At 62.8% G+C, this 21,542-nt stretch carries 19 protein-coding genes and 2 tRNA genes; 11 read left to right on the forward strand and 10 right to left on the reverse strand.

The window, feature by feature from the left end; all coding sequences use genetic code 11:
* Positions 1-364 (forward strand): adenosylhomocysteinase (locus tag SPR01S_RS15915; RefSeq protein ID WP_174531904.1); only part of this gene is annotated, 364 nt, incomplete at its 5' end.
* A gap of 74 nt (positions 365-438) precedes the next feature.
* Here the strand turns inward: SPR01S_RS15915 and SPR01S_RS15920 are convergent.
* From SPR01S_RS15920 to SPR01S_RS21680, 3 genes are all read right to left on the reverse strand, one after another.
* Positions 439-1,224, reverse strand: coding sequence for a hypothetical protein (locus SPR01S_RS15920; RefSeq protein WP_066591121.1), 786 nt, complete (start codon positions 1,222-1,224; stop codon positions 439-441).
* A 133-nt stretch (positions 1,225-1,357) separates the two neighbouring features.
* Complete coding sequence (locus tag SPR01S_RS15925; RefSeq protein WP_066591128.1) at positions 1,358-4,546, reverse strand: TonB-dependent receptor domain-containing protein; 3,189 nt, start codon at positions 4,544-4,546, stop codon at positions 1,358-1,360.
* Positions 4,547-4,684: 138 nt separating this feature from the next.
* Entirely contained in the window at positions 4,685-4,858 is a 174-nt protein-coding gene (locus tag SPR01S_RS21680; RefSeq protein WP_157082302.1) for a hypothetical protein, read from the reverse strand.
* Between the two features lie 304 nt (positions 4,859-5,162).
* Between SPR01S_RS21680 and SPR01S_RS15930 the strand changes: the two genes are divergently transcribed.
* The 5 genes from SPR01S_RS15930 (at position 5,163) to SPR01S_RS15950 (ending at position 9,850) form a co-directional block, all read left to right on the forward strand.
* Positions 5,163-5,828 carry a TadE/TadG family type IV pilus assembly protein gene (locus SPR01S_RS15930; RefSeq protein ID WP_066591130.1) on the forward strand — a complete coding sequence of 222 codons (666 nt, stop codon included), beginning with the start codon at positions 5,163-5,165 and terminating at the stop codon, positions 5,826-5,828.
* Complete coding sequence (locus tag SPR01S_RS15935) at positions 5,822-6,496, forward strand: TadE/TadG family type IV pilus assembly protein (RefSeq protein WP_157082304.1); 675 nt, start codon at positions 5,822-5,824, stop codon at positions 6,494-6,496. Before SPR01S_RS15930 ends, SPR01S_RS15935 begins: the two co-directional genes overlap by 7 nt.
* Positions 6,497-6,594: 98 nt before the next feature.
* A complete protein-coding gene (locus SPR01S_RS15940; RefSeq protein ID WP_169803447.1) occupies positions 6,595-8,373 on the forward strand; it encodes a pilus assembly protein TadG-related protein in 1,779 nt (592 codons plus the stop codon).
* A gap of 235 nt (positions 8,374-8,608) precedes the next feature.
* Positions 8,609-9,277, forward strand: coding sequence for a squalene/phytoene synthase family protein (locus tag SPR01S_RS15945; RefSeq protein ID WP_169803448.1), 669 nt, complete (start codon positions 8,609-8,611; stop codon positions 9,275-9,277).
* A gap of 72 nt (positions 9,278-9,349) precedes the next feature.
* Entirely contained in the window at positions 9,350-9,850 is a 501-nt protein-coding gene (locus SPR01S_RS15950; RefSeq protein WP_066591136.1) for an EF-hand domain-containing protein, read from the forward strand.
* Positions 9,851-9,992: 142 nt separating this feature from the next.
* On the opposite strand, the gene trmFO is transcribed toward SPR01S_RS15950, so the two are convergent.
* Positions 9,993-11,309, reverse strand: coding sequence for a methylenetetrahydrofolate--tRNA-(uracil(54)-C(5))-methyltransferase (FADH(2)-oxidizing) TrmFO (gene trmFO, locus SPR01S_RS15955; protein ID WP_066591138.1), 1,317 nt, complete (start codon positions 11,307-11,309; stop codon positions 9,993-9,995).
* A gap of 78 nt (positions 11,310-11,387) precedes the next feature.
* Between trmFO and SPR01S_RS15960 the strand changes: the two genes are divergently transcribed.
* The gene (locus SPR01S_RS15960) at positions 11,388-12,071 is read left to right on the forward strand and encodes a lysoplasmalogenase family protein (RefSeq protein WP_066591140.1); all 684 of its coding nucleotides are present in this window, start codon (positions 11,388-11,390) and stop codon (positions 12,069-12,071) included.
* Entirely contained in the window at positions 12,046-12,477 is a 432-nt protein-coding gene (locus SPR01S_RS15965) for a DUF488 domain-containing protein (protein ID WP_066591142.1), read from the forward strand. Before SPR01S_RS15960 ends, SPR01S_RS15965 begins: the two co-directional genes overlap by 26 nt.
* Positions 12,478-12,519: 42 nt before the next feature.
* Here SPR01S_RS15965 and SPR01S_RS15970 read toward each other — a convergent pair whose 3' ends face one another.
* Both SPR01S_RS15970 and gyrA read right to left on the reverse strand, forming a co-directional pair.
* The gene (locus SPR01S_RS15970) at positions 12,520-12,870 is read right to left on the reverse strand and encodes a DUF952 domain-containing protein (RefSeq protein ID WP_066591145.1); all 351 of its coding nucleotides are present in this window, start codon (positions 12,868-12,870) and stop codon (positions 12,520-12,522) included.
* Positions 12,867-15,638, reverse strand: a complete 2,772-nt coding sequence (gene gyrA / locus SPR01S_RS15975) for a DNA gyrase subunit A (RefSeq protein ID WP_066591147.1) — start codon at positions 15,636-15,638, stop codon at positions 12,867-12,869. Before gyrA ends, SPR01S_RS15970 begins: the two co-directional genes overlap by 4 nt.
* A gap of 276 nt (positions 15,639-15,914) precedes the next feature.
* Here gyrA and SPR01S_RS15980 point away from each other — a divergent pair, with 276 nt between their 5' ends.
* The gene (locus tag SPR01S_RS15980) at positions 15,915-17,192 is read left to right on the forward strand and encodes a tetratricopeptide repeat protein (RefSeq protein WP_066591149.1); all 1,278 of its coding nucleotides are present in this window, start codon (positions 15,915-15,917) and stop codon (positions 17,190-17,192) included.
* Between the two features lie 49 nt (positions 17,193-17,241).
* On the opposite strand, the gene SPR01S_RS15985 is transcribed toward SPR01S_RS15980, so the two are convergent.
* Complete coding sequence (locus tag SPR01S_RS15985; protein ID WP_066591155.1) at positions 17,242-17,709, reverse strand: Lrp/AsnC family transcriptional regulator; 468 nt, start codon at positions 17,707-17,709, stop codon at positions 17,242-17,244.
* A 174-nt stretch (positions 17,710-17,883) separates the two neighbouring features.
* On the opposite strand from SPR01S_RS15985, the gene SPR01S_RS15990 reads away from it, so the two are divergent.
* Both SPR01S_RS15990 and SPR01S_RS15995 read left to right on the forward strand, forming a co-directional pair.
* Positions 17,884-19,587, forward strand: a complete 1,704-nt coding sequence (locus tag SPR01S_RS15990) for a sensor histidine kinase (protein WP_066591157.1) — start codon at positions 17,884-17,886, stop codon at positions 19,585-19,587.
* Position 19,588: 1 nt separating this feature from the next.
* Positions 19,589-20,599 carry a polysaccharide deacetylase family protein gene (locus SPR01S_RS15995; RefSeq protein ID WP_245662046.1) on the forward strand — a complete coding sequence of 337 codons (1,011 nt, stop codon included), beginning with the start codon at positions 19,589-19,591 and terminating at the stop codon, positions 20,597-20,599.
* Here the strand turns inward: SPR01S_RS15995 and SPR01S_RS16000 are convergent.
* The 3 genes from SPR01S_RS16000 to SPR01S_RS16010 all read right to left on the reverse strand — a co-directional run bounded on the left by SPR01S_RS16000 (position 20,578) and on the right by SPR01S_RS16010 (position 21,405).
* Positions 20,578-20,654: transfer RNA gene (locus SPR01S_RS16000), tRNA-Ile, on the reverse strand. The two genes, SPR01S_RS15995 and SPR01S_RS16000, sit on opposite strands and share 22 nt — an antisense overlap.
* 253 nt (positions 20,655-20,907) lie before the next feature.
* A tRNA-Pro gene (locus SPR01S_RS16005) sits at positions 20,908-20,984 on the reverse strand.
* Positions 20,985-21,144: 160 nt separating this feature from the next.
* Positions 21,145-21,405, reverse strand: a complete 261-nt coding sequence (locus tag SPR01S_RS16010) for a hypothetical protein (protein ID WP_066591159.1) — start codon at positions 21,403-21,405, stop codon at positions 21,145-21,147.
* Between the last annotated feature and the right edge of the window lie 137 nt (positions 21,406-21,542).

Consider the following 21,542-nt stretch of genomic DNA (forward strand, 5'->3'; position numbering starts at 1 on the left):
GCTGTCGAACTACAAATGGACCGAAGTGAAGCCGCAGGTCGACCTGGTCGAGTTCCCCGACGGTAAGCAGATCATCATCCTGTCCAAGGGCCGCCTGGTGAACCTGGGCAACGCGACCGGCCATCCGTCGTTCGTGATGTCCTCGTCGTTCACCAACCAGACGCTGGCGCAGATCGAGCTGTTCACCAAAGCCGACGAGTACAAGAACGACGTCTACGTCCTGCCCAAGCATCTCGACGAGAAGGTCGCCGAACTGCACCTGGAGAAACTCGGCGTGAAGCTGACCAAGCTCTCCCAGAAGCAGGCCGACTATATCGGCGTGCCGGTCGAAGGCCCGTTCAAGCCCGACCATTATCGGTATTGATCGAGAATATCAGCCAATAAGGAAAGGGCGGTCCATGCGGGCCGCCCTTTTCGTATTAGCTATTCCGCTCAGTCTCAGACGTAGCCGAGGATCGCGCGCAGTCCCGGCGCCGCGAAATCGACCAGCCGCTTCTGCGTGTCGGGCAGTTCGTCGGGGAAATCCACCTCGATCCCTCGCAGGTTTTCGCGCGCGGTGCCGCTCTGTTTGCGGTCCGCTCCGATTCGCACGCGCTCACGCCAGTCGGTCGGCATCGCGATACCGCTGGCCTCCAGCAACGTTGCGAAGAAATATTCGGCGTCGCGGCCATCAAGCGCCTTCAAGTGGCGCACCAGATCCTCATACCGCACCAGATGCACACCGGTGCCCAGCCACGCCACTGCATTGTTGGTGAAGATGTCGTACATCGGCGGGGCTTTTTCGTAGATGCCGAAGATCATCAGGTTGAGGAGTTCCTCGAGCTTCAACTCGCCGCTCTTCAGCCGGTCGACATTGCCGCTGAATTCGTCGGACAGGAAGAAGCGCGCGCGGGCAAGCACCCAGGAATAGGGATCGCGCACCAGCAAGATCTTGCGCGCGCCGGCCAGTTCCATCGCCGAGTTGTCGGCGAAGAACAGGTGGCCCCAGCTGACTTGCGGACGCTTCGGATCGAGCGCCCTCAGATGCTGGCCGAGATTGGCCCACTGAAGGAACTGTTCGTTATATTGCTGTTCGACCGGCACGAACATCCGGATGATGTTGCGGAGCAGATGGCTTCCGCATTTGGGTACGCTGTTGAGGAATAAAGTCTGGCGCAGTGGCGTCTGCTCGAACTTCCGGTTTTCGTCGTTGAGCGTGTCAGGAGTCATCCGGACGATGGGCATGCGATTTCCTCTGCCGGCCTTCGGGTCGGATCGATCCGGCTCCCGTCCGGTCTGCCGTTGAATGTCGCGGGCGGCAAGCCCAGGGAGCCGGCGCGAACCGGCATCCCCGGGAATGATGTGTCGCGATCCGCGATCAGAAGTGCGTCTTCACCGTGACGAAGCCGCGGCGTCCGATCAGGTCATATTGCGATGAGAACACGCTTTGACCCTGTATCGTCGTTTCGCCATTATTGTAGACGGAAACGCGCGGCGGCTTGGTGTTGAACAGATTGGTCACGCCCATCGTGATCTCCACACCCGGCAGCTTCTTGGTCAGCGAGATGCTGTGATAGAACACCGGGCTGACCCGCAGCTTTTCGCAATAGCCGGCCGGGAAGATTACGCTGGCGCCCGCCGCATAGCATTCTGACCCGCCGTCCCTGATATATTCGTTCAGGTCGGATGCGCTGCCGATGACGTTGAGGCCGTAATAGACCGAGAAGGTTCCCTTCGACCATTGCAGGTTGAAGGCGCCGGTCCATCGCGGATCTCCGATGCGCGTATTTAGGTCCTGTTCGGTCCCCGAATAGAGCGCGCGCGTGTCCTTGATCTGCCACGTCATCTCGGCGGTAAAGTCGAGCTTGCCCCAATTGCCCATATCCTGTGACAGGTTGGCGGTGACATCGACGCCCTCGTTCGCCTGACGGTTCACGTTGATGAAGCTGTCGTGAACGACAGAGATCGCATTGACCGGTGCCGTCGTCTGGCGCGTGAACAGGCTGCAAAGCGGATCGGTCGGGTAGAAATTCGAGCTATAGCAGCCGTAGACGATGTTCGCGGCCCCCAACTGGCTGATTTCGCCCTTCACCTCGATGTTGAAATAGTCGACCGCGAGGTTGATCCGCGTGCTCGGGAGGAAACCGAACCTCGGCGTCAGGATGATACTTGCCGTCTTCGCCGTCGAAGTTTCGGCATGAACCACGCCAACGCCGCCGCCCGTTAGGACGGTCGCCGTCGCTGCGCCACCGGTATAATTGCCCGGAATGCCGGCCGCGGCGCAGTTCTTCTGGACGATCGCCGGCGTCGTGCTGCCGGGGGCCCCATAGTTGATGCACGGGTCGATCGCGCGTTGCGAAACGAAGCTCGATTGATCGGCGAGGAAATTCTCGAACAGCGCTGGTGCACGGTAGGACGTGCCCCACGTGCCGCGGAATCTCAGCCAGTCGTTCACCTTCCAATTTGCACCGACCTTGTAGGTGATGTTGCCGTTGTCGCTGAATGACGTCAGCTTCTGCGGGATGTTCTGGCCGGGGTTGGCGGGGTCGGGGTAAAGCAGCCCGTTCGAATCTCGGGTGGCGGTCGAGTTGGTGACGCGTACCGATCCCGAAATGCCGAATTCCTGGATGAAGGGCGTGTTATAAATGATCGGAATGTCGATTTCGGCGAACGCTTCCTTGGTGATCTGATGGCCGGCGGTTATGCCCGACGAGGTATTGCCCCAGCTGTTGTTGGTATAGGAGCTCGCGAGGGCGGGATTGGCACCCGCCTTGAGCGCATAGGTGATGTCGCCCGGCCGGTCGAAGATCGAATCCCGACGCCATGCCAAGCCGACTGCGGCGGCGACGTTGCCCGCCGGCAGCTTGAACAAATTGCCAGTCGCCGAGAATTCGACGTTCAGCTGCTTGTAGACCGTCTTGCCGGTTTCATAGCCGAACAGATAGTTGCGTTGCGCAGGTGTGAAGATCCCCGCCAGGAAGGCAGGATCAGTCCAGTTGATCGGCAGGCAGCCAACCTTACGGACCGACGTCAGATCAGCACTGGTGCAGGAGCCGCCAAGTCCATAATTTGTCTGCTGTTTGACCGAATCGTTGTAAATCTGGTCGCTGTTATAGAGGCCGACCGACTTGCTGTACTGAACGAAAGTGTCCCAGGTCCAGCTCTTGAACAACTCGCCGAAGTCGCCACGGGCGCCGCCGACGGCGCGCCAATAGGTCACCTTCTGTGAACTGTCAGACCAGTCGGTGATCGGCGTCGGGCTTAGGACACCTGAACCGGTGAAGCCCGATGGCGGACCGCCCCAATCCTCCGTGTACATGTAATCCCAGAATTGCCGGAAACCGTTCTGGTAAGTCTTGCGACGGTTCCACAAACCTTCGGCATAGAGCTCGATATGATCGCCGAGCTTGATCGATGCATCACCGTAAAAGGTCAGGCGCTTGGTGTCGGGAATGACCGTGGCTGCGCCGTAAAGCGGATTATAGAGATGGTCGATCGACGCCGAGGCGGGATTGTAACCCATCATGTAGAAATTGCTCGGCACGCCGAAGTCGCCGGTGGCGAACGCCGGGCTGAGGTTCGGCACGTAGGCGCCAAGGTTCTCATTGCCGTAAGAATAGCCACCTCGGCCGGTGCGCACGCTGGCGCCGCTATAGTCGTATAGATACACCTGCCCCCAGCTGAGCTGAGTGCAGCGGTTGCGGCCCGTTACCGGATTGACCAGGTCTTGGCGGGTACCGCTCTTGCTGAAAACATAGTCTTCCGGGCAGTCGAGGTAACGACGCTGACCCTGGGCGAGTTCGACCTGGTGGTAATAGTCCGCCGCGAGCATGATGTGGCCGGCGTTGGGACCGCCCCATTCCTTACCCCAGGCACCGCTGATGCGGTATTGGTCCCCGCCGCCATATTGGGAGACGTTACCCGAGGCAGAAAGCTCGAGACCATTGGTCTTGGTCTTGGTGAGGATATTGACGACGCCTGCTACGGCGTCCGACCCATAGACCGACGACGCGCCGTCCTTTTCGATCTGTACCGAAGATATGATCGATTGCGGCAAGACGTTGAGGTCGAATGACGACACCGCGCCTCGAGTACCCGCGGGGCCGGCCCGGCGGCTATTGAGCAGCACCAAGGTGCGATTAGCGCCAAGCCCGCGCAGCGAAATAGTAGACGCGCCAGGGCCGCCGTCGGTCACGAAATTGGAAGAGATCGCGCTGGTCACCTGCGCCGAGCCGGAGGCGATCGGTGAGGACTGCAGCAGTTCGGCAGTGTCCATCACGCCACGCTTTTCCGCGAGTTCGGGATCGATCACCGCGATCGGGGAAGAGCTGTTGAAGGCGCTGCGCTTGATGCGCGACCCGGTTACGATGATTTCCTTGGAATCGTCTTCCTTTTTCTTGTCAGACGACGGCGGTAAGGTATCGGCGGAAGCCTGCGGCGTCACTTCGCCTACGGATGGCTGGTCGCCCGTAGGCGCGGTCTGCGCCCATGCCGGCGATGCCCCTGCCAGCCCAAGAAATGCGACCGAACACAACGCGCTCGACGCGCGCAGCGAGATTTTCAGCATAAAAGGCCCCCTTTTTTGCCTGTTATGAGATGAAGACTGCCTTGCTGCGCTGCGGCGATCAACCTCTTTTCACGAAATTCTCGTGCCAAATGACTGATCTTTAGCGGCTCGCTGCGGCAATCGGTGATATTTGGACGATCAAGTTGTATATTTGTCGCAGGTCACCCGGGTCGCGGTCGGCGACGGGTTGTAGATCTGGCTGAAGTCGCGCCGGTCGCGGGCGATGAACGTCGCGACGTAATGGGTGCGCGCCGGGCTGGTCAGCCATATGCCGAACAGCGGTTCGGTCAGATAGTCGATCTGTACGCACATCACGCCCGATCCTCCCGGCGCATTCAGTTGCGCCGGTGTCGCCCATGCTGCTCCTCACGGTGGTGCCGGCATTGGCGAGGGTCGCCGTGGTGCCCGCGGTAGTGGGCGTCGTGCCTAGCTCGAATCGTAGCCGGTGCCGTTCTTGCGCCCCAGGGCCAGTTGCCAGTGACTGCGCCGAACGGCGGCAGTGTCATAGATCTGCTGCACGTTTTCCAAGCCTCGACCCGCCCATCGCGCGTTGCTCGTCGTTCACGGATTTTCAACCTTCGCGGTGGAGAATAACCGCGAGGGAGCATGCGTGGTGATGTTGGGCGGGATCAATGGCGCGCTGAAAGGGGTCTACAGGTTCGGCACGAACCTGTTGCGCGACCGTAAAGGCGTTTCCGCCCTCGAATTCGCCATAGTCGGGCCCGTCTTTCTGGCCCTGCTGCTCGCGATTTTGTACACGATGATGATCTATTTGGCGCAGCAGATGCTCGAGACGGCGGCCCAAAGCGCGGGGCGTTTGCTGCTGACCGGCGCGGTTCAAACGACGCAACTTACCAACGGCCACGTCGGCATGACGTCAACCGACTTCAAGAACGCCATCTGCAACGGTTTTTCCGGCACGGGAGCGAGTGGCGAGGCGATCAGCACGCCCCCCCTGTTACCGTCGATGCTTTCGTGTTCGCGGCTCACCGTCAACGTTGCCACCGCAAGCGCTTATAACGTGTCCAACGCCTCTGCGCCGACGTTCACCTATGACAGCAACGGTGTCCTGATTTCGACGGGCACGGGCTATAATTATCAGTCGAGCGGCGCCGGGCAGAACCGTATTGTCGTCCTGCAACTGGTTTACCTGTGGCCGACGGGAAAGGGACCGCTGGGCCTCGATCTGACGAATCAGCCGAATAGCAATCGCCAACTTGTGGCGACCTCGGTGTTCACTACCGAGAACTACACCTGCAACACGTCGCAGACGTCATGCTGAAGCGCCTCGCACAAGATACTAGCGGGGTGGCGATAGTCGAATTCGCGTTCACCTTGCCCGTGCTTCTGCTCCTGTACATGGGCGGATGCTGCCTATCGGATATGATTGCGTGCAACCGCAAGGTGACGGTCGCGACCCGTTCTCTGGTCGATCTCGTCAGCCGAACAATGTCTCCCACGGTCGTCTACAACGACCCGACCACCGCGAATGCCAAATCCTATCTCAGCGCCAGTGCGGTCGTGCTGTCGCCCTACAAACTCGACGTCGCGACGGAGCAGATTTCGCTTCTCAGAGTGTGCGATGCTTCCCATGCCTATGTGGTCTGGACCCAGGCCCAGACGCAGAACGCCGACGGCAGCACCGTCGCCAACGCGACACCTGATCAGGTCGAAGGCACGCTGCCGACGAGCGAGGCTCAGTCGGCGAACACCGTCGTTTCGATCCCGACCAACATGATCACTTCGACGATGATACCGACATCCCCGGACGGCTCGAACGTGTGTGGAAACCTTGCCCCCGGTAACAGCAACAAGACCCAGGTCGGCACTGCCGGTGGGTGGCTGTACAGGGGCAAGATTACCTACAACTTCACTCCGGTGATCAGCTTCATCCCTCTGCAAAACACGACACTGGCGAAGACCATCTACATGGTTCCTCGTCTTTACTAGGTGCACCTATGATGCGGAAATTCCTATCGGCGACGGCTTCGGCCGCCTGGGTCAGGCTCCTTCTTCGGCTGAAAGCCGACAAAAGGGGAGGAGTTCTGATGATCACGGGATTCGCGCTCATTCCACTGACCTTCGCGGTGGGTTTCGGTATCGATTATGCTCGCGCCATGAGCCTCCGGACGCAGTTGGATGCCGCTGCCGATGCTGCCGCCTTGGCGGCCGTCGCACCCTCCATGATTCTGCAATCCAACGCAGAGTCGAAATCTGCTGCAAACGCGATGTTCAACGCGCAGGCAAACTTGCTGAACGGCTACCAGGATCTGCAGGTGACGGCCACGATTCTGGACGGTACGTCGGGCAGTAGCGGCGCCCTGGGCTATCTTCGCAAAGCTACCGTAAGCTACACGGCCCAGTCGACAAACGTCTTCGGCGGCATCCTCGGCGCGCCAACTCTGACGATCAAGGGAACATCCACGGCAAGCGCTGCGCAGCCGCCTAACGTCGATTTTTATCTGGCGATGGACAATTCGCCCTCAATGCTTTTGCCCGCAACTTCTGATGGAGTCAGCAAAATCATTGCGGCTACGAAATCCCCGTGGAAAACGGAAGGCTGCGCATTTGCGTGTCACGCGCAGATGCCAAAGCAAGACAGCATCTACATCAGGGATACGCTGCAGCGGCATATCCTTCTCTCGACCGGTTACTATACCGCGGGATCGGCGACGAACAGCGTATTCTACCGTTGGGATTCATCCGCGAATCTGGTCTACGACAGTTCAGGAAATCTCATGACGTCGACTTCCACGTCCGTTTCAGGGCCAACGAGGACGACATCCGGATCCGGGAGCAACCAGAAGTATATCGACACAACGGTGACGACCGTGTCGGTCACCACCTATACGGTTACCGACAGCACCTCCGGTCCCGCTACCGTATACAAGAAGGTGACGTCCACTCCCACTACAACGAAGGTGTCTACGCCCGTAAGCGGCGGTAGCTCGACTACTACGACGACCACTGGAACCCCAACGTCGACCAGCAGTGTTTACGATACCGGATATTGGGCGGACGGCTATTGGCTGACTCATAATTATGGGGCGATATACGGTAGTCCGTCGAGCATCACCTTGCGAAAGGACGATGTCGTTTCAGCGGCATCGCAGCTGATCCCCTTCGCTGCGAACCAGGCCAGCCAATACCATGTGACCTACCAGGCACAGATGTTCTCCTTCGACTGGACGCGCTCTGGTGGCTCTTCGCCCGTCAAAACGCTCAACTCCCTCACTAACGTCGCAGACTATGGTAGCGGTTGGTCGGCTACTTCGGTGTTTCCGGCTGATGATTACTGGTGGCAGAACTCACAGCCCACCAAGGGCGCGAGCAACAACGATCAATCCACTGAAATGACCAACATGCTCACCGTGATGAAGAATACCATTCCGACTGCGGGAACCGGCGCGCCCGGAGCGACACCTCAAAAGATACTCTTCATCATTTCAGACGGCATGCTGGACCAGCCGAACGGCGGCGGACGCTATTTTGGGCCGATGCGGAGTAGCGACCTCACCCAATGCACAGCCATCAAGGCGAAAGGGATCAAAATCGCGATCCTTTACACGCAATATCTCCCGGAATCGCTCGCCGGCGACTCCTGGTCGCAGTCGAACGTGGCGCCGTTCCTGCCGGCTCCTCCCTCGCCTTATCCGGCGGGCAATGCGGGAAGCTCAGATCAAGTCCTCGCTGGGCTGCAAAGCTGTGCTTCGACGGGCATCAACGGTTCGCCGCTGGTTCAAACCGTGACGGCCAATGATAATATCACCACGGCTCTCCAGCAGCTCTTTTCAACTGCCCTCCAAACCGCTCGACTGGTTCAGTGAAGGCGCGGATTCGAATATCGACTGGGTGGCCGCAGGATGAGATCGGCGATCTCATGGCCACTTTGTTCGGTTTTTCGGAGAACATGGGCACATGAGCGCGGCGCGCCCATTGTCTTGCGGCTCGCGAGAGCGCCCGCTTCACGGGCATTGCTGAAGTCGAGACTTGACGACACAGAGGTGAGCCATATCGCTGGCGCCACCGAGCAATCCAGCCGGATAGACGAGTACCATTGCCATGATCGCAAGCGTGTCGCCGCGTGCATCGATGGTTACCGATCCTTGGCTCGATCTCGCGTTGAGCTACGCCCCGAACAGGTCGCGCGCGGCGCTCGACGCGCTGTTCACGCTCGACGCTGCGCTGGGAAATGTCTTGCGCACGACCCGCGAGCCGCTGGTCGGGCAGATGCGGCTCGCCTGGTGGCGCGAGGCGCTGCAGGGACTCGACGCGTCCGGCGCGCCCGCCGAGCCCGTGCTGCAATCCCTAGCCTCCGCGGTCCTGCCGCTGGGAATCGAGGCATCGGCGCTCAGCGGAACGGTGGACGCATGGGAGCCGTTGCTGGGCGATATCGGAAACGGGTCGATCGACGAGCATGCGCGCCTGCGAGGTCGGGCGCTGTTCATCATGGCTGGCGGGGCGCTCGGCGCGGCGGCGGATGATCCGGTTGGCGACGCGGGTGAGGGGTGGGCGCTGGCCGACCTCGCCGCCAATCTCAGCGATCCCTCATTGGCGAGCCGGGCGCGGGAAGAGGCAGCGGCCAAGCTCACGGCCGCCCGCCGGTCGCGCTGGAGCAGGAACGGCCGGGCGCTTGGGGCGCTGGCGCTAATCGCGGATCGGCAACTGAGCGGGCCGATCCCGCCGACATTCGTCCTTAGACTCGCGCGGTTCCGCCTGAGCGGCAGATAGCACCATGATGGAGGGATTCGGTTTTCTCCGCCTTTCCTGCGCGCTAGCGTGAGCTCAAAGGAGGATCGAACGATGTGGCGATATCTTGCGGGGGCGGCGGCCGGCATATTGTTGGTGGTGGCGGGAATGACGTTGCAGGCGATGCGATCGCCGCCCGCGACCACGCTTGCCGCCATGCCGGCGGTCGCGCCCGAAACCGCGGCGCCGGATGGACAGGCGACCAGCCCTGCGGTGCCCGAGGCGTTGCCGGCCACGCGTGAGCAGAAACGGTTCGATCGCTATGACAAGGATCGCAACGGGTCGATTACTCGCGACGAATATCTGATGGCCCGGCACAAGGCCTTCGCCAAGCTCGACGTCGACAACAACGGCACCTTGTCGTTCGACGAATGGGCAGTGAAAGCCGAAACAAAATTCGCGCTGGCCGACAAGGACAAGTCGGGTGCGATGAACGCGGCCGAATTCGCCACCACGGCGGTCAAGCGCAAGTCGAAGCCGCGGGCCAATTGCCGCCCGACGTCACCCGCGCCAGCGTCGGCTCCGGCGGAGGATAATCGGGAGGAGGATTCCTAGGTCGAGAACAAAATAAGCCGTCGTTCTTAAAGCGATCCATTTCCATAAGTCGTCATCCCAGCGAAAGTTGGGATCTCAAGCGGCATCGCGCCACCGCCAGAGACCCCAGCTTTCGCTGGGGTGACGACAGAAATACGAGAACTTAGGCGGCTAACCAGCCGGCAAGCGCGGAGCGGGCGCGTTCGGTGTACATCTTCTTGCGATCCGCCTTCTTCGTGCGGCCGATAATGGGTGGAAACAGGCCGAAATTGACGTTCATCGGCTGGTAGGTTTCGGCTTCGGCAGCGCCGGTGATATGGTTGAGCAGCGCGCCGAGCGCGGTTTCGACCGGCGGCGGTGGCAGAACGTCACCACTCAGTTCCGCCGCCGCGAAACGGCCCGCGAGCAGCCCGATCGCCGCGCTTTCGACATAGCCTTCGCATCCGGTGATTTGGCCGGCAAAGCGGATATTGGGCCGCGCCTTCAACCGCAACGTCGGGTCGAGCAATTCGGGCGAGCGGATGAAGGTATTGCGGTGCAGCCCGCCCAGCCGCGCGAATTCCGCGTTTTCGAGGCCCGGAATCGTGCGGAACAGCCGGACTTGCTCGGCATGTTTCAGCTTGGTTTGGAACCCAACGATGTTCCACAGGGTGCCAATGGCATTGTCCTGGCGCAGCTGGACCACGGCGTAGGGCCAGCGCCCCGTGCGAGGATCATCGAGACCGACGCCTTTCATCGGTCCGAAGCGGAGCGTCTCCGGTCCGCGCTCCGCCATTACCTCGATCGGCATACAGCCTTCGAAATAGGGCGTGTCCTTTTCCCACTCGCGAAACTCGGTCTTCTCGCCGTCGATCAGTGCCTGGACGAAAGCGTGATACTGCTCCTTGTCGAGCGGACAGTTGATGTAATCCTTGCCGTCGCCCTTGTTCCAGCGCGACTGGAACCAGGCTGTGTCCATGTCGATGCTGTCGCGATGGACGATCGGCGCGATCGCGTCGAAAAAGGCGAGTGCATCGCTGCCGGTAGCCGCGCCAATGCTGCTCGCGAGGCCCGGAGCGGTGAGCGGGCCGGTCGCGACGATCGCAAGACCGTCTTCCGGCAGCGCGTCGACCCGTTCGCGGACGATCGTGATATTGGGATGCGCCGACAGCCGCGCCGTGACGCCAGCCGAAAAACCGTCGCGATCGACCGCCAACGCCGATCCTGCCGGTACCTTGTGACGGTCGCCCTCCCTCATGATGATCGAACCGAGCGCGCGCATCTCGGCATGGAGCAGACCAACCGCGTTGTTTTCGGCATCGTCGGACCGGAAGCTGTTGGAGCAGACCAGTTCGGCCAGACTGTCAGTGTGATGCGCCGGCGTCATGTCGCCGCTGCCGCGCATTTCGGAAAGCTTCACGCGCACGCCTGCTTCGGCCAATTGCCACGCCGCTTCGGATCCGGCGAGGCCGCCGCCGATGATGTGAATGTCATGAGTCATGGCGCCCGCCGATAGCCGCGCCGGGGCCGGATGACAAAGTATGTTGCCGATAACCTCTCGTGGGGCCATCACGTCGCCATGACGGCGATCGCATCGAGACCCCGCGCGACATGGCTCCTGATCCTGGCATTGCTGGTCGGCGCCAGTTTCTGGCTGGTCGGACAGCATACGATTCCGAGGCTACCCTGGATCGCTTGGAAGGGGGCGGGGGTCGGCCTGCTGGCGATCTGGGCAGCGGTCAATGCGCGCGATCGCGACGGCTGGCTGATCACCGCGGTGCTGGCGCTCGGCGCGCTGGGCGATGTCCTGCTCGAGCGCAGCCAGACATCCGGCGCGCTTGCGTTCCTCGCCGGGCACTTGGTCGGGACCGTGCTTTATCTGCTCCATCGTCGCAGCAAGCCCTCACCGAGCCAGATGGCCTTGTCCGTACTGTTACTCCTGGGCGTGCCGGTAATCGCTTTCCTGCTTCCCGCGGACCGCGCGGCCGCGCCCGGCATCGCGCTCTATGCCGTCGCGCTCGGCGCGATGGCGGCGAGCGCGTGGGTCAGCCGTTTCCCACGCTATCGTGTCGGGCTCGGCGCGGTCCTGTTCGTTGCCTCGGACCTGCTGATCTTTGCCAAGATCGGGCCGCTGGCGGGGTCCCTGATTCCGGTGATGCTGATCTGGCCGCTCTATTTCGCAGGCCAAGCACTGATCGCCTGGGGAGCGGTCACGACTTTGCTGCGTTGGAAGGACAATGAAGATCTTCACCATCGGTTATGAAGGCACGACGATGGACGCCTTCCTCGCCACTTTGCGCGAGGCGGGAGTCGAGCAGGTGATCGACGTCCGCGCCTTGCCGCTGTCGCGCCGTCCGGGCTTCTCGAAGAATATTCTGGCGGCCACGCTGAAGGACAGCGGAATCGGCTACGTCCATCTGAAAGCGCTCGGTACGCCCAAAGCCGGGCGGGATGCGGCAAAGAAGGGTGACTGGCGGACGATGGAACGCGTCTATGAAGGGCAGCTACATCTGCCCGAGGCGCAGGCCCAGGCGGCGCAACTCCGTGACCTCGCCGCGGAAAAACCGTCGGCATTGTTATGCTTCGAGCGCGATCCCAAGCATTGCCACCGCACGATGCTGCTTCGCGAAGAGGGCCAGGGGTTCGAGATCGTCGACCTGCTGCCGTGAACTACTCCCTCTCCCCTTGTGGGAGAGGGAACTAGAGCCGTGTCAGCCAGCTACGGGCAGCTTCACCGTACCGTCATCCTCGCGCTCCAGCGGCCCATAAGCGATCACCGTTTCGAGCGGCATAGGACCGTAGATATGCGGAAACAGCGCGCCGCCACGTGATTCTTCCCATCTGACGCTATCGCCAAGCGCCGCGAGGTCGATCGCCGCGACCCACAGGTCCGGTTGTCCGGCGAAATACTTGTCCACCGTTTCGGTCAGCTGATCGCGGGTCGACAGGTGGATATAGCCATCGGCCAGGTCGATCGGCGCGCCCTCGAAAGCATCGCCCTCCAGGGCGCGCATCTGATCGGCGGTCAGCACCTTATAGGCAATGGCCGGGCGGTCGTTCATTCGCCGTCCGCCGGGCCCGCGGCGCTGTCGTCCGCGGTATCGGCGCCAGGATCGGGCGCGACCTCGCGCTCTTCTCCCGCGGTCAGATCGGCCTCGGCATCGCCTTCGGTTTCCTCGATCCGCGCGGCCGAGACGACATGCTCGTTCTCGGCGACGTTGAACAGGCGGACGCCAGCAGAACCACGACCAATCACGCGCAGGTCGCCGAGCGACATGCGAATCAGCTTGGCCTGGTCGGTGACAAGCATCAGCTGGTGGCCCTTGGTCGCCGGGAAACTGGCGACGACCGGTCCATTGCGGGCGATATTGTCGATATTGGTGATGCCCTGGCCGCCGCGGCCGGTTCGGCGATATTCATAGGCCGAGGACAATTTGCCATAACCGTTGGCGCAGACGGTCAGGATGAACTGCTCCTTGGCCATCAGCTCTTCGTAGCGGGCATCGTCCATCTCGCGCGGCTTGCGCGTGCCCTCGGTGTCTTCGCCCTTCCACGGCGCGTGGCGCAGATAATCCTCGCGCTCGTCCTGGTCCCGGACCCCGACCTTATGCAGGATCGACAGCGAGATCACCTCGTCGCCATCGGCCAGGCGCATGCCACGCACCCCGGTCGAATTGCGGCTCTGGAATTCGCGCACTTCGTCGCCGGCGAAGCGGATCGCCTTGCCGTGGCGCGTGGCGAGCAGCACGTCGTCGCTCTCGTCGAGCAAGGCGACGCCGATCAGCCGGTCGTCCTCATCCTCGCCTTCGAACTTCATCGCGATCTTGCCGTTCGACGGCACGTTGGTGAACGCGTCCATCGAGTTGCGGCGCGCCGAGCCCTTGGCGGTGGCGAACATGACGTGGAGCTTGCCCCACTCATTTTCGTCTTCGGGCAGCGGCAGCACGGTCGAGATCGTCTCGCCCTCGGCCAGCGGCAGCAGGTTGATCATCGGCCGCCCGCGCGTGTTCGCGCCGCCTTCGGGCAGGCGCCACACCTTCATTCGATAGACGCGGCCAAGCGTCGAGAAGAACAACACCGGCGTGTGGGTCGAGGTGACGAACAGTTCGGTGACGACGTCCTCATCCTTGGTCGCCATGCCGGCGCGACCCTTGCCGCCGCGAGCCTGCGAGCGGAAGGTGTCGAGACTGGTGCGCTTGATATAGCCCTGCATGGTCACGGTCACGACCATGTCTTCGCGCTCGATCAGGTCCTCGTCTTCGATGCCGTCGGCCGCCGCCGCGATCTGGGTCCGGCGCGGCGTGGCGAACTCGGTGCGCACCGCGGCCAGTTCCTCGCGCATCACCTCGTAGAGGCGGGCGCGATTGGCCAGGATTTCGAGGAGTTCCGCGATCGAGGCGGCGAGTTCCTTGAGCTCGTCACCGATCTCGTCGCGGCCGAGTGCCGTCAGGCGGTGGAGACGCAGATCGAGGATCGCGCGAACCTGAAGGTCCGACAGGCGGTAGCTGTCGCCGGTCACCTCGACATCGGTCGCCTCGACCAGCCGGATATAGCCGGCGATTTCGGCGATCGGCCATTCACGCATCAACAGCGCGTGGCGCGCCTCGGTCGGGCTGGACGACCCGCGAATGATGCGGACCACTTCGTCGAGATTGGTTACCGCGATCACCAGGCCGAGCAACAGATGCGCGCGGTCGCGTGCCTTGGCGAGTTCGAACTTTGCGCGCCGCGTGATGACCTGTTCGCGGAACTGGATGAACGCCTGGATGAAATCGCGAAGATTGAGCAGATCGGGGCGGCCGCCGCGGATCGCCAGCATGTTGGCCGGGAACGAGCCTTGCGCGGGCGTGTGGCGCCACAATTGGTTGAGCACGACTTCGGGAGTGGCGTCGCGCTTCAGGTCGATGACGATCCGCACGCCTTCACGGTTCGATTCGTCGCGGATATCGCTGACGCCTTCGATCCGTTTGTCCTTGGCGGCTTCGGCGATCTTTTCGACGAGCGCGTTCTTGCCCTGTTGATAGGGAATTTCGGTGAGGACGATCGAGCGGCGATCCCCGCGGCCTTCTTCGATTTCGTAGCGCGAGCGGACGATGATCGAGCCGCGCCCGGTTTCATAAGCGGACCTTGCGCCCGATCGGCCGAGGATTACCGCGCCAGTCGGGAAATCCGGACCGGGGACGATTTCCATCAGCTCCTCGGTCGTGATCGCGCCATTGTCCATGTAGGCAAAGCAGGCGTCGATCACTTCGCCCAGATTATGCGGCGGGATATTGGTCGCCATGCCGACCGCGATGCCGCCCGCGCCATTGACCAGCAGGTTGGGAAAGCGCGCCGGCAGGACCGACGGTTCGCTTTCCGAGCCGTCGTAATTGGGAACGAAGTCGACCGTATCCTTGTCGAGATCTTCCATCAGGAAGCTCGCCGACTTGGCGAGCCGCGCTTCGGTGTAACGCATCGCGGCGGCGGGATCGGGATCCATCGATCCGAAATTGCCCTGACCGTCGATCAGCGGCAGCCGCATCGCCCAATCCTGGGTCATGCGCGCCAAGGCCTCGTAGATAGAGCTGTCGCCGTGCGGGTGATATTTACCGATCACGTCGCCGACGATGCGGGCCGACTTGCGATAGGGACGGTTGTAGAAGAATCCGCTTTCCTGCGCCGAGAACAGAATCCGGCGGTGCACCGGCTTCAGCCCGTCGCGCACGTCGGGCAGCGCGCGGGCGACGATCACGCTCATCGCATAATCGAGATACGACGACTTCATCTCATCGACGATGGAGATGGGGGTAATGTCCGAGGGGTCGGCGAGGACGGTCTCGTCGGTCAAGTTCTAGGGTCTTTCAGGTGATGTTGCTGTTCGATGACGATCCTAGCGGGTCATGCAACCGATGTCACGCGCGCGCGTACGCGCGCGAAGGCGCAAATCGGAGCGCGAAGGCGCGATCCGATGTCAGTCCCTGCCCGAGCGTTGGCGCGGGTGCAAATCTCCATTCAATCCGCGTTCATGGGGTTTCGGCGATTTGCTCCGTGACGCGCCTTGAACCGCTGGCGCTCGCTGATTAGAGCGGCGGGGAAGGGTTCCCCCGCCCATGAGGAGAGATTGATGAAGAGCATTTCGACGGCCGCCTTCGCCGCGGCGATGGTCGCCGGCGCGACCGGTCTGGCCTTTGCGCCGCCCGCTTTTGCCAAGAAGAAGGATGAAGCGCCGGCCGGCCCGCAATATACGCAGGCCGTCGCGGTCGCCGCGAACAAGGCGAAGACCGCGTTGCTCGCCAAGGATATGGCGACGGCCGAGGCCGCCGTTGCCGAAGCCGAAGCCGCGGCCAAAACCGACGACGATAAGTATATCTCGACCTTCCTACGCTATGCCCTGGTGTCGCAGAAGATCGCCGATGCCTCGGCCGGCACCAACGGTGCGTTCGATCCTGCGCCGATGATTGCTCCGCTCGACGCGCTGATCGTCAATCCCAAGACGCCGGCGGACATGCTGCCCAAGTTCGAATATAGCCGCGCGACGATCGCCTACGACAATAAGGATTGGGCGCGCGCTAGCCGGTTGTTCCAGCAGGCGCAGCAGCACGGTTCGACCGAAGCCAATCTGCCGCTTTATCTCGCCAAGGCCAAGGTCCAAGCCGGTGACGCTGCCGGCGGCATGGCGGACCTCGAAAAGGTGGTTGCGACCGGCAAGCAGTCGGAAGACATCTACAAATACGGCATCGCGCAATCGGCCGCCGCTGGTCTCAAGCCGCAAACCGTCGTCTGGCTGAAGCGCTGGCTCGTCGCCTATCCGACGTCGAAGACCTGGCGCGATGCGCTCGGCTATTACGCATTGACCCAGAACCCGGTCGCGAAGCTCGACAAGAGGCAGATGATCGACGTGTTCCGGCTGATGCGCCAGACCAAGTCGCTCGCTGACCAGAATTATTACGAGGAATATGCGCAGAAGGTGATGGACGTCGGCCTGCCCGACGAAACCAAGGCGGTCATCGCCGAGGGCAAGGCGGCGGGCAAGATCCCCGGCGCCGGAAATTCCAACATCCAGGCCTTGGTCACCAGCTCGAACAGCCAGGTCGCGGCCGAAGGTTCGTTTGCTGGGCTCGAGACCAAGGCGGCTGCCTCGCCCAACGGCGCGCTGTCGTCGCAGACCGGCGACGCGTTCCTGGGCCGCGGCGATTATGCGAAGGCGATCGCGCTCTACAAGCAGGCGCTGGCCAAGGGCGGCGTCAATAATGACGAGGTCAATACGCACCTGGGCATCGCTTTGGCGCTGTCGGGCGACAAGGCCGGCGCCAAGGCTGCGTTCGCCGCCGTAACGACGGCGCCGCGCAGCGACATCGCCGGTTTCTGGTCGACCTGGATCGACAACCCGCCGACCAGCTGACTCGAGACGACCGGACGATAGAGGGGCGGCCGGCGACGGCCGCCCCTTTTCAATCGGCGCCGACGGGAATCCCCGGCTGGTTCTTCGACGTGCGGATAGTGAGCGACGTCTTGACGCTCGCCACGTTGGGAGCAGGGGTCAGATGCGTCGTCAGGATATCCTGGAACGCCTTCAGGTCGCCGGCGACGATCTTCAGGATGAAGTCGATCTCGCCGTTGAGCATATGGCATTCGCGCACTTCGGGAATCGTCGCGATGTGCGATTCGAACGCGGTCAGGTCACGCTCTGCCTGGCTCTTCAGGCTGACCATCGCGAACACGGTGATCGGATAGCCGAGAGTCGCGGGATCGAGTTCGGCGTGATAGCCCTTGATCGCTCCGGCTTCCTCCAGAGCGCGGACACGCCGCAGGCACGGAGGCGCGGTCAGGCCGACGCGGTCGGCCAGTTCGACATTGGTCATCCGTCCGTCGGCCTGTAGTAAAGACAATATCTGCCGATCGATCCGATCCAACGCCATCGCCGGTTCTCCAAGAATTTTATGCGTGTTAGCCCGATCGCCAACATAATATAATTGCCGGGTTGCGCAATCGTCCCACATTGCGACGCGCCAAAATGAACCGTTTAAAGCGCGACGCACTGCGGTTAAGAATTTCATAAGGCGCGGCGGTTCCGCGCGAGCAGAGGGCCATCATTGCGCTTCGACGACAGCCTCGACACCGTATTGGGCGCCGATATGGCGACGTCGTTCGGCGCGCAATCGGCGTGGCGGCAGCTGACCGATCTGATCGGCCGCCGCCGGGCTGCTCCCGATGCCAGGGCTATCGAGCAATTGCGAGCGATCCGGCAGCGCGTGCCGATGCGGACCCGGGCGGCGAGCGCGCGTAATCTCGCCTTCGCCAATCCGCCGGCGGAACTCGTCCGGCTGTTCGCGGAGGATGAGCCGTCGGTCGCGGCACCGGTGATCGCTGTGGCGCGGCTGACCGGTGAGGAATGGCGCGCGATGCTGCCCGATCTGCCGCCGACGTCGCGGTCGCTGCTCCGCCATCGTCGTGACTTGCCCGCAGAGACGGTGCGGGCGCTCGACAGTTTCGGGCGGTCGGACTTCGCGTTGCCGCAACCGGACGGCGAATCTTGGAGTGAGCCGAAGCTGGCTGGCTCCGCAGTTGAGACGGTCGTGTCCGTTGCCAGCATCGTATCGGACCGGCCGACGGTCAGCGACAAACCGCAGCATGGCGAATCGCCGGCTACCGCACCGGCCAACGATGCCGGGCCGGCACCGGCGCCCAGGGGACCGTTCCAGATCGCCGATCTGGTCGCCCGCATCGATGCCTATCAACGCGACTATGGCGAACTCGGCCGACCGCCGCGCGCGATCGCCAACGAAGGGCCGATCGATCATTTCTGCTTCGAAACGGACGCCACCGGTACGATCCGCTGGGTCGACGGCGCGCCGCGAGAGCCGCTGATCGGCGTGCTGCTCGGCACCGGCTCGGCGCAGGTCGACGGCGCGGTCAGCGGCGCATTCCGCCGCCGCGCTTCGTTCGCCGATGCGCGCCTGGTGATTGCCGGTGCGTCATCCGCCGCCGGGCAATGGCAAGTGTCGGCGACGCCGGCATTCGATCCGGCCACCGGCCGCTTCACCGGCTATCGTGGCGTGGCACGGCGTCCGCGCGCCGACCAGCGCGCCGAGCCCATGGCCAGAAATGCCCCGTCGCCCGAGGCGTTACGGGCATTGGTCCACGAGCTGCGTACACCGACCAATGCGATTTCGGGTTTTGCCGAAATGATCGAGGCGCAAGTGCTCGGACCCGCGCCGGACACCTATCGCGAACGCGCAGGTGCGATCCGGCATGACACGCACGATCTGATCGCCGCGATCGACGATATCGATACCGCAGCACGGATCGAACAGGACGCCCTGGTTCTTCGCCCCGGGGTGGTTGAAGTGGCGCCGTTGCTCGCGCGCGCCGCACGCGACCTCGAGCCGCTGATGCTGCTGCGGCAATCGGTGGTCGACATCGACAGCGGACCGCCCGGCCTCGCCATTGCCGGGGACGAGGTCGCGGTCGCGCGCCTGATCAGTCGGTTGATGGCGTTGGCGGTCGGTGCGAGCGGAATCGGTGAACGGGTCGCGGTCAGGGCATGGTCGAAGGATGGCCAGGCACGGATCGCGGTCGACCGCCCGAGCGCTTTTGCCGCATGGCCGGGTGAAGCCCTGTTGTCGCTGGAAGGCGAGGATCAGGAAGGCACGTTGCTCGGCACTGCCTTCGGGCTCAGGCTGGCGCGCAACCTCGCCGGTGAACTTGGCGGCAGCCTGAAGATCGGCGAGCAGCGCTTGACATTGCGCCTGCCGGCGGCGTTGGATCACGGCGTGGGGCAGCTTTCCTCAAATTGACGTGACCGACGTGTTCCGTCCGCAACCGCCGGCGCCCGGCGACCTCGTCGCGTGGCCGGATTCGTTCGGCACGCGCTTCGTGGCGTTCGTCGATACCGAAGAGGAATTCGACTGGAGCAAGCCGCTCGCGCGCGAGAATCGATCGGTCGCAGCCGTGGCTGCGCTCCCGGCGGCGCACGCGCGGTTCGCCGCAGCCGGCGTGCCGCTTGCGTTGATGGTCGACCACCCGATCGCCACCGATCCGCGCGCGATCGATCTGATCGCGCCGCTACTGACCGGCGGGACGTCGGTTGGGACGCAGCTTCACCCCTGGGTCAACCCGCCGTTCGACGAGGCACTGACCCCGGCCAACAGCTTCGTCGGCAACCTGCCGCGCGCGCTCGAAGAAGCGAAGCTAAGGGCACTGACCGACGCGATCACGACTGCCTTCGGAACGCGCCCTACCGCTTACCGCGCCGGGCGTTACGGACTGGGTCCGGCGAGCTTCGATTTGTTGGCGGCGCATGGCTATCGCCTCGACAGCTCGATGCGGCCCGGCTTCGATTATGCGTCGGAAGGCGGCCCCGATTTCTCAGCGCTCGGCAACCACGCCTTTCGTGCCGGCGGGATCGCCGAATTGCCGCTGACCACCGTCTTCACCGGCGCCGCGCGATCGGCCGGGATGCCGCTCTATCGCGCGGCTGGAGCTATTCCGAAGGGGAGGGCGGTGCTCGCCCGATCCGGGCTGCTCCAGCGCATTCCGCTGACACCGGAGGGCATTCCGGTGCGCGAGGCGCTGGAAGCGATTCGTGTCGCCATTGGCGAGGGCGTTCGCGTCCTGAGCTTCGCCTTCCACTCGCCCTCGCTCGCTGCCGGTCACACGCCGTATGTGAAGGATGAGGCGGACCTAGCTGCCTTCTGGTATTGGTGGGACAAGGTATTGGCCGAACTCGATCGGCTCGGCGCCAAGGCGGCGGGGCTGGACGATGTGATCGCAGCCGCTGGTGGCGTTGGTGGGCCCGGCAGGACTTGAACCCGCAACCTAGCCGTTATGAGCGGCCAGCTCTAACCAATTGAGCTACAGGCCCCACCCGTGAGGCGCACGACGCTAGCGGAGCTAGTGTCGAGACGCCGAATGCTGGACGGCCTCGCGTCAGCGAGGACCGACGACGCGGGATTTACTCCCGCGTCGGCATTTAGCAAGCGACAGGAGCATCGTGCGAAAAACCCGGCATCGGCTTTCCGCAGAAGGCGATCCGGTCCTAAAGCGCATGAGCCCTCGTTCGCACTCGGGAGTTTCGTGGGCGGGCGCCCCCAGACGCCCGCTGATTCCACAAAAAATGGTCGGGGAGACAGGATTCGAACCTGCGACCCTCTGGTCCCAAACCAGATGCGCTACCAGGCTGCGCCACTCCCCGACGCGGGCGATCCTCTAGGCGGCATCGCCGCACGCGGCAAGCCGCTCATTTTTGCCGCATCCGACAGCCCGGGATGCGCTGAACCTTATACAAGAAGGGGCGGCCCCCGCGGGAACCGCCCCTCTATCGTGCCGGCGGGCTAAACCCGACGGCGCAAAGCTTACTTCTTGGCCGGGGCCGCGGTGTTCGCCGCTTCGGCGCGGATCGAGTCGGCCGCATTGTTCAGGCTGTCAGAGGCGTTGCTGACAGCGGCAGCCGCGGTGTTGTTGGTGAGGTCGCTGGCCTGGTCCGAAAGATTATCGGCTTCGGCTGCCAGATTGTCCGCGACAGCGTCGGCATTCGCCGCAGCCGGGGTCTGCGATTTGCAGGCCGCCAGGGACACCAGGCTCGCGGCGGCGAGAACAATGGCGATCTTCTTCATTTGGGTGCTCCCAAAAAATTACCGTCGTTTCGCAGCCGGGCCGAACTGCCCTTCGCGAGCCTGGAGGAATAACGGCGACATTGTGACGGTCAACGATCAAATTGTCGCACGTTTCGGGATCGCGGCCTCTCGCGCTC

This window comes from Sphingomonas pruni NBRC 15498 (assembly GCF_001598455.1).
Taxonomy (GTDB): domain Bacteria; phylum Pseudomonadota; class Alphaproteobacteria; order Sphingomonadales; family Sphingomonadaceae; genus Sphingomonas; species Sphingomonas pruni.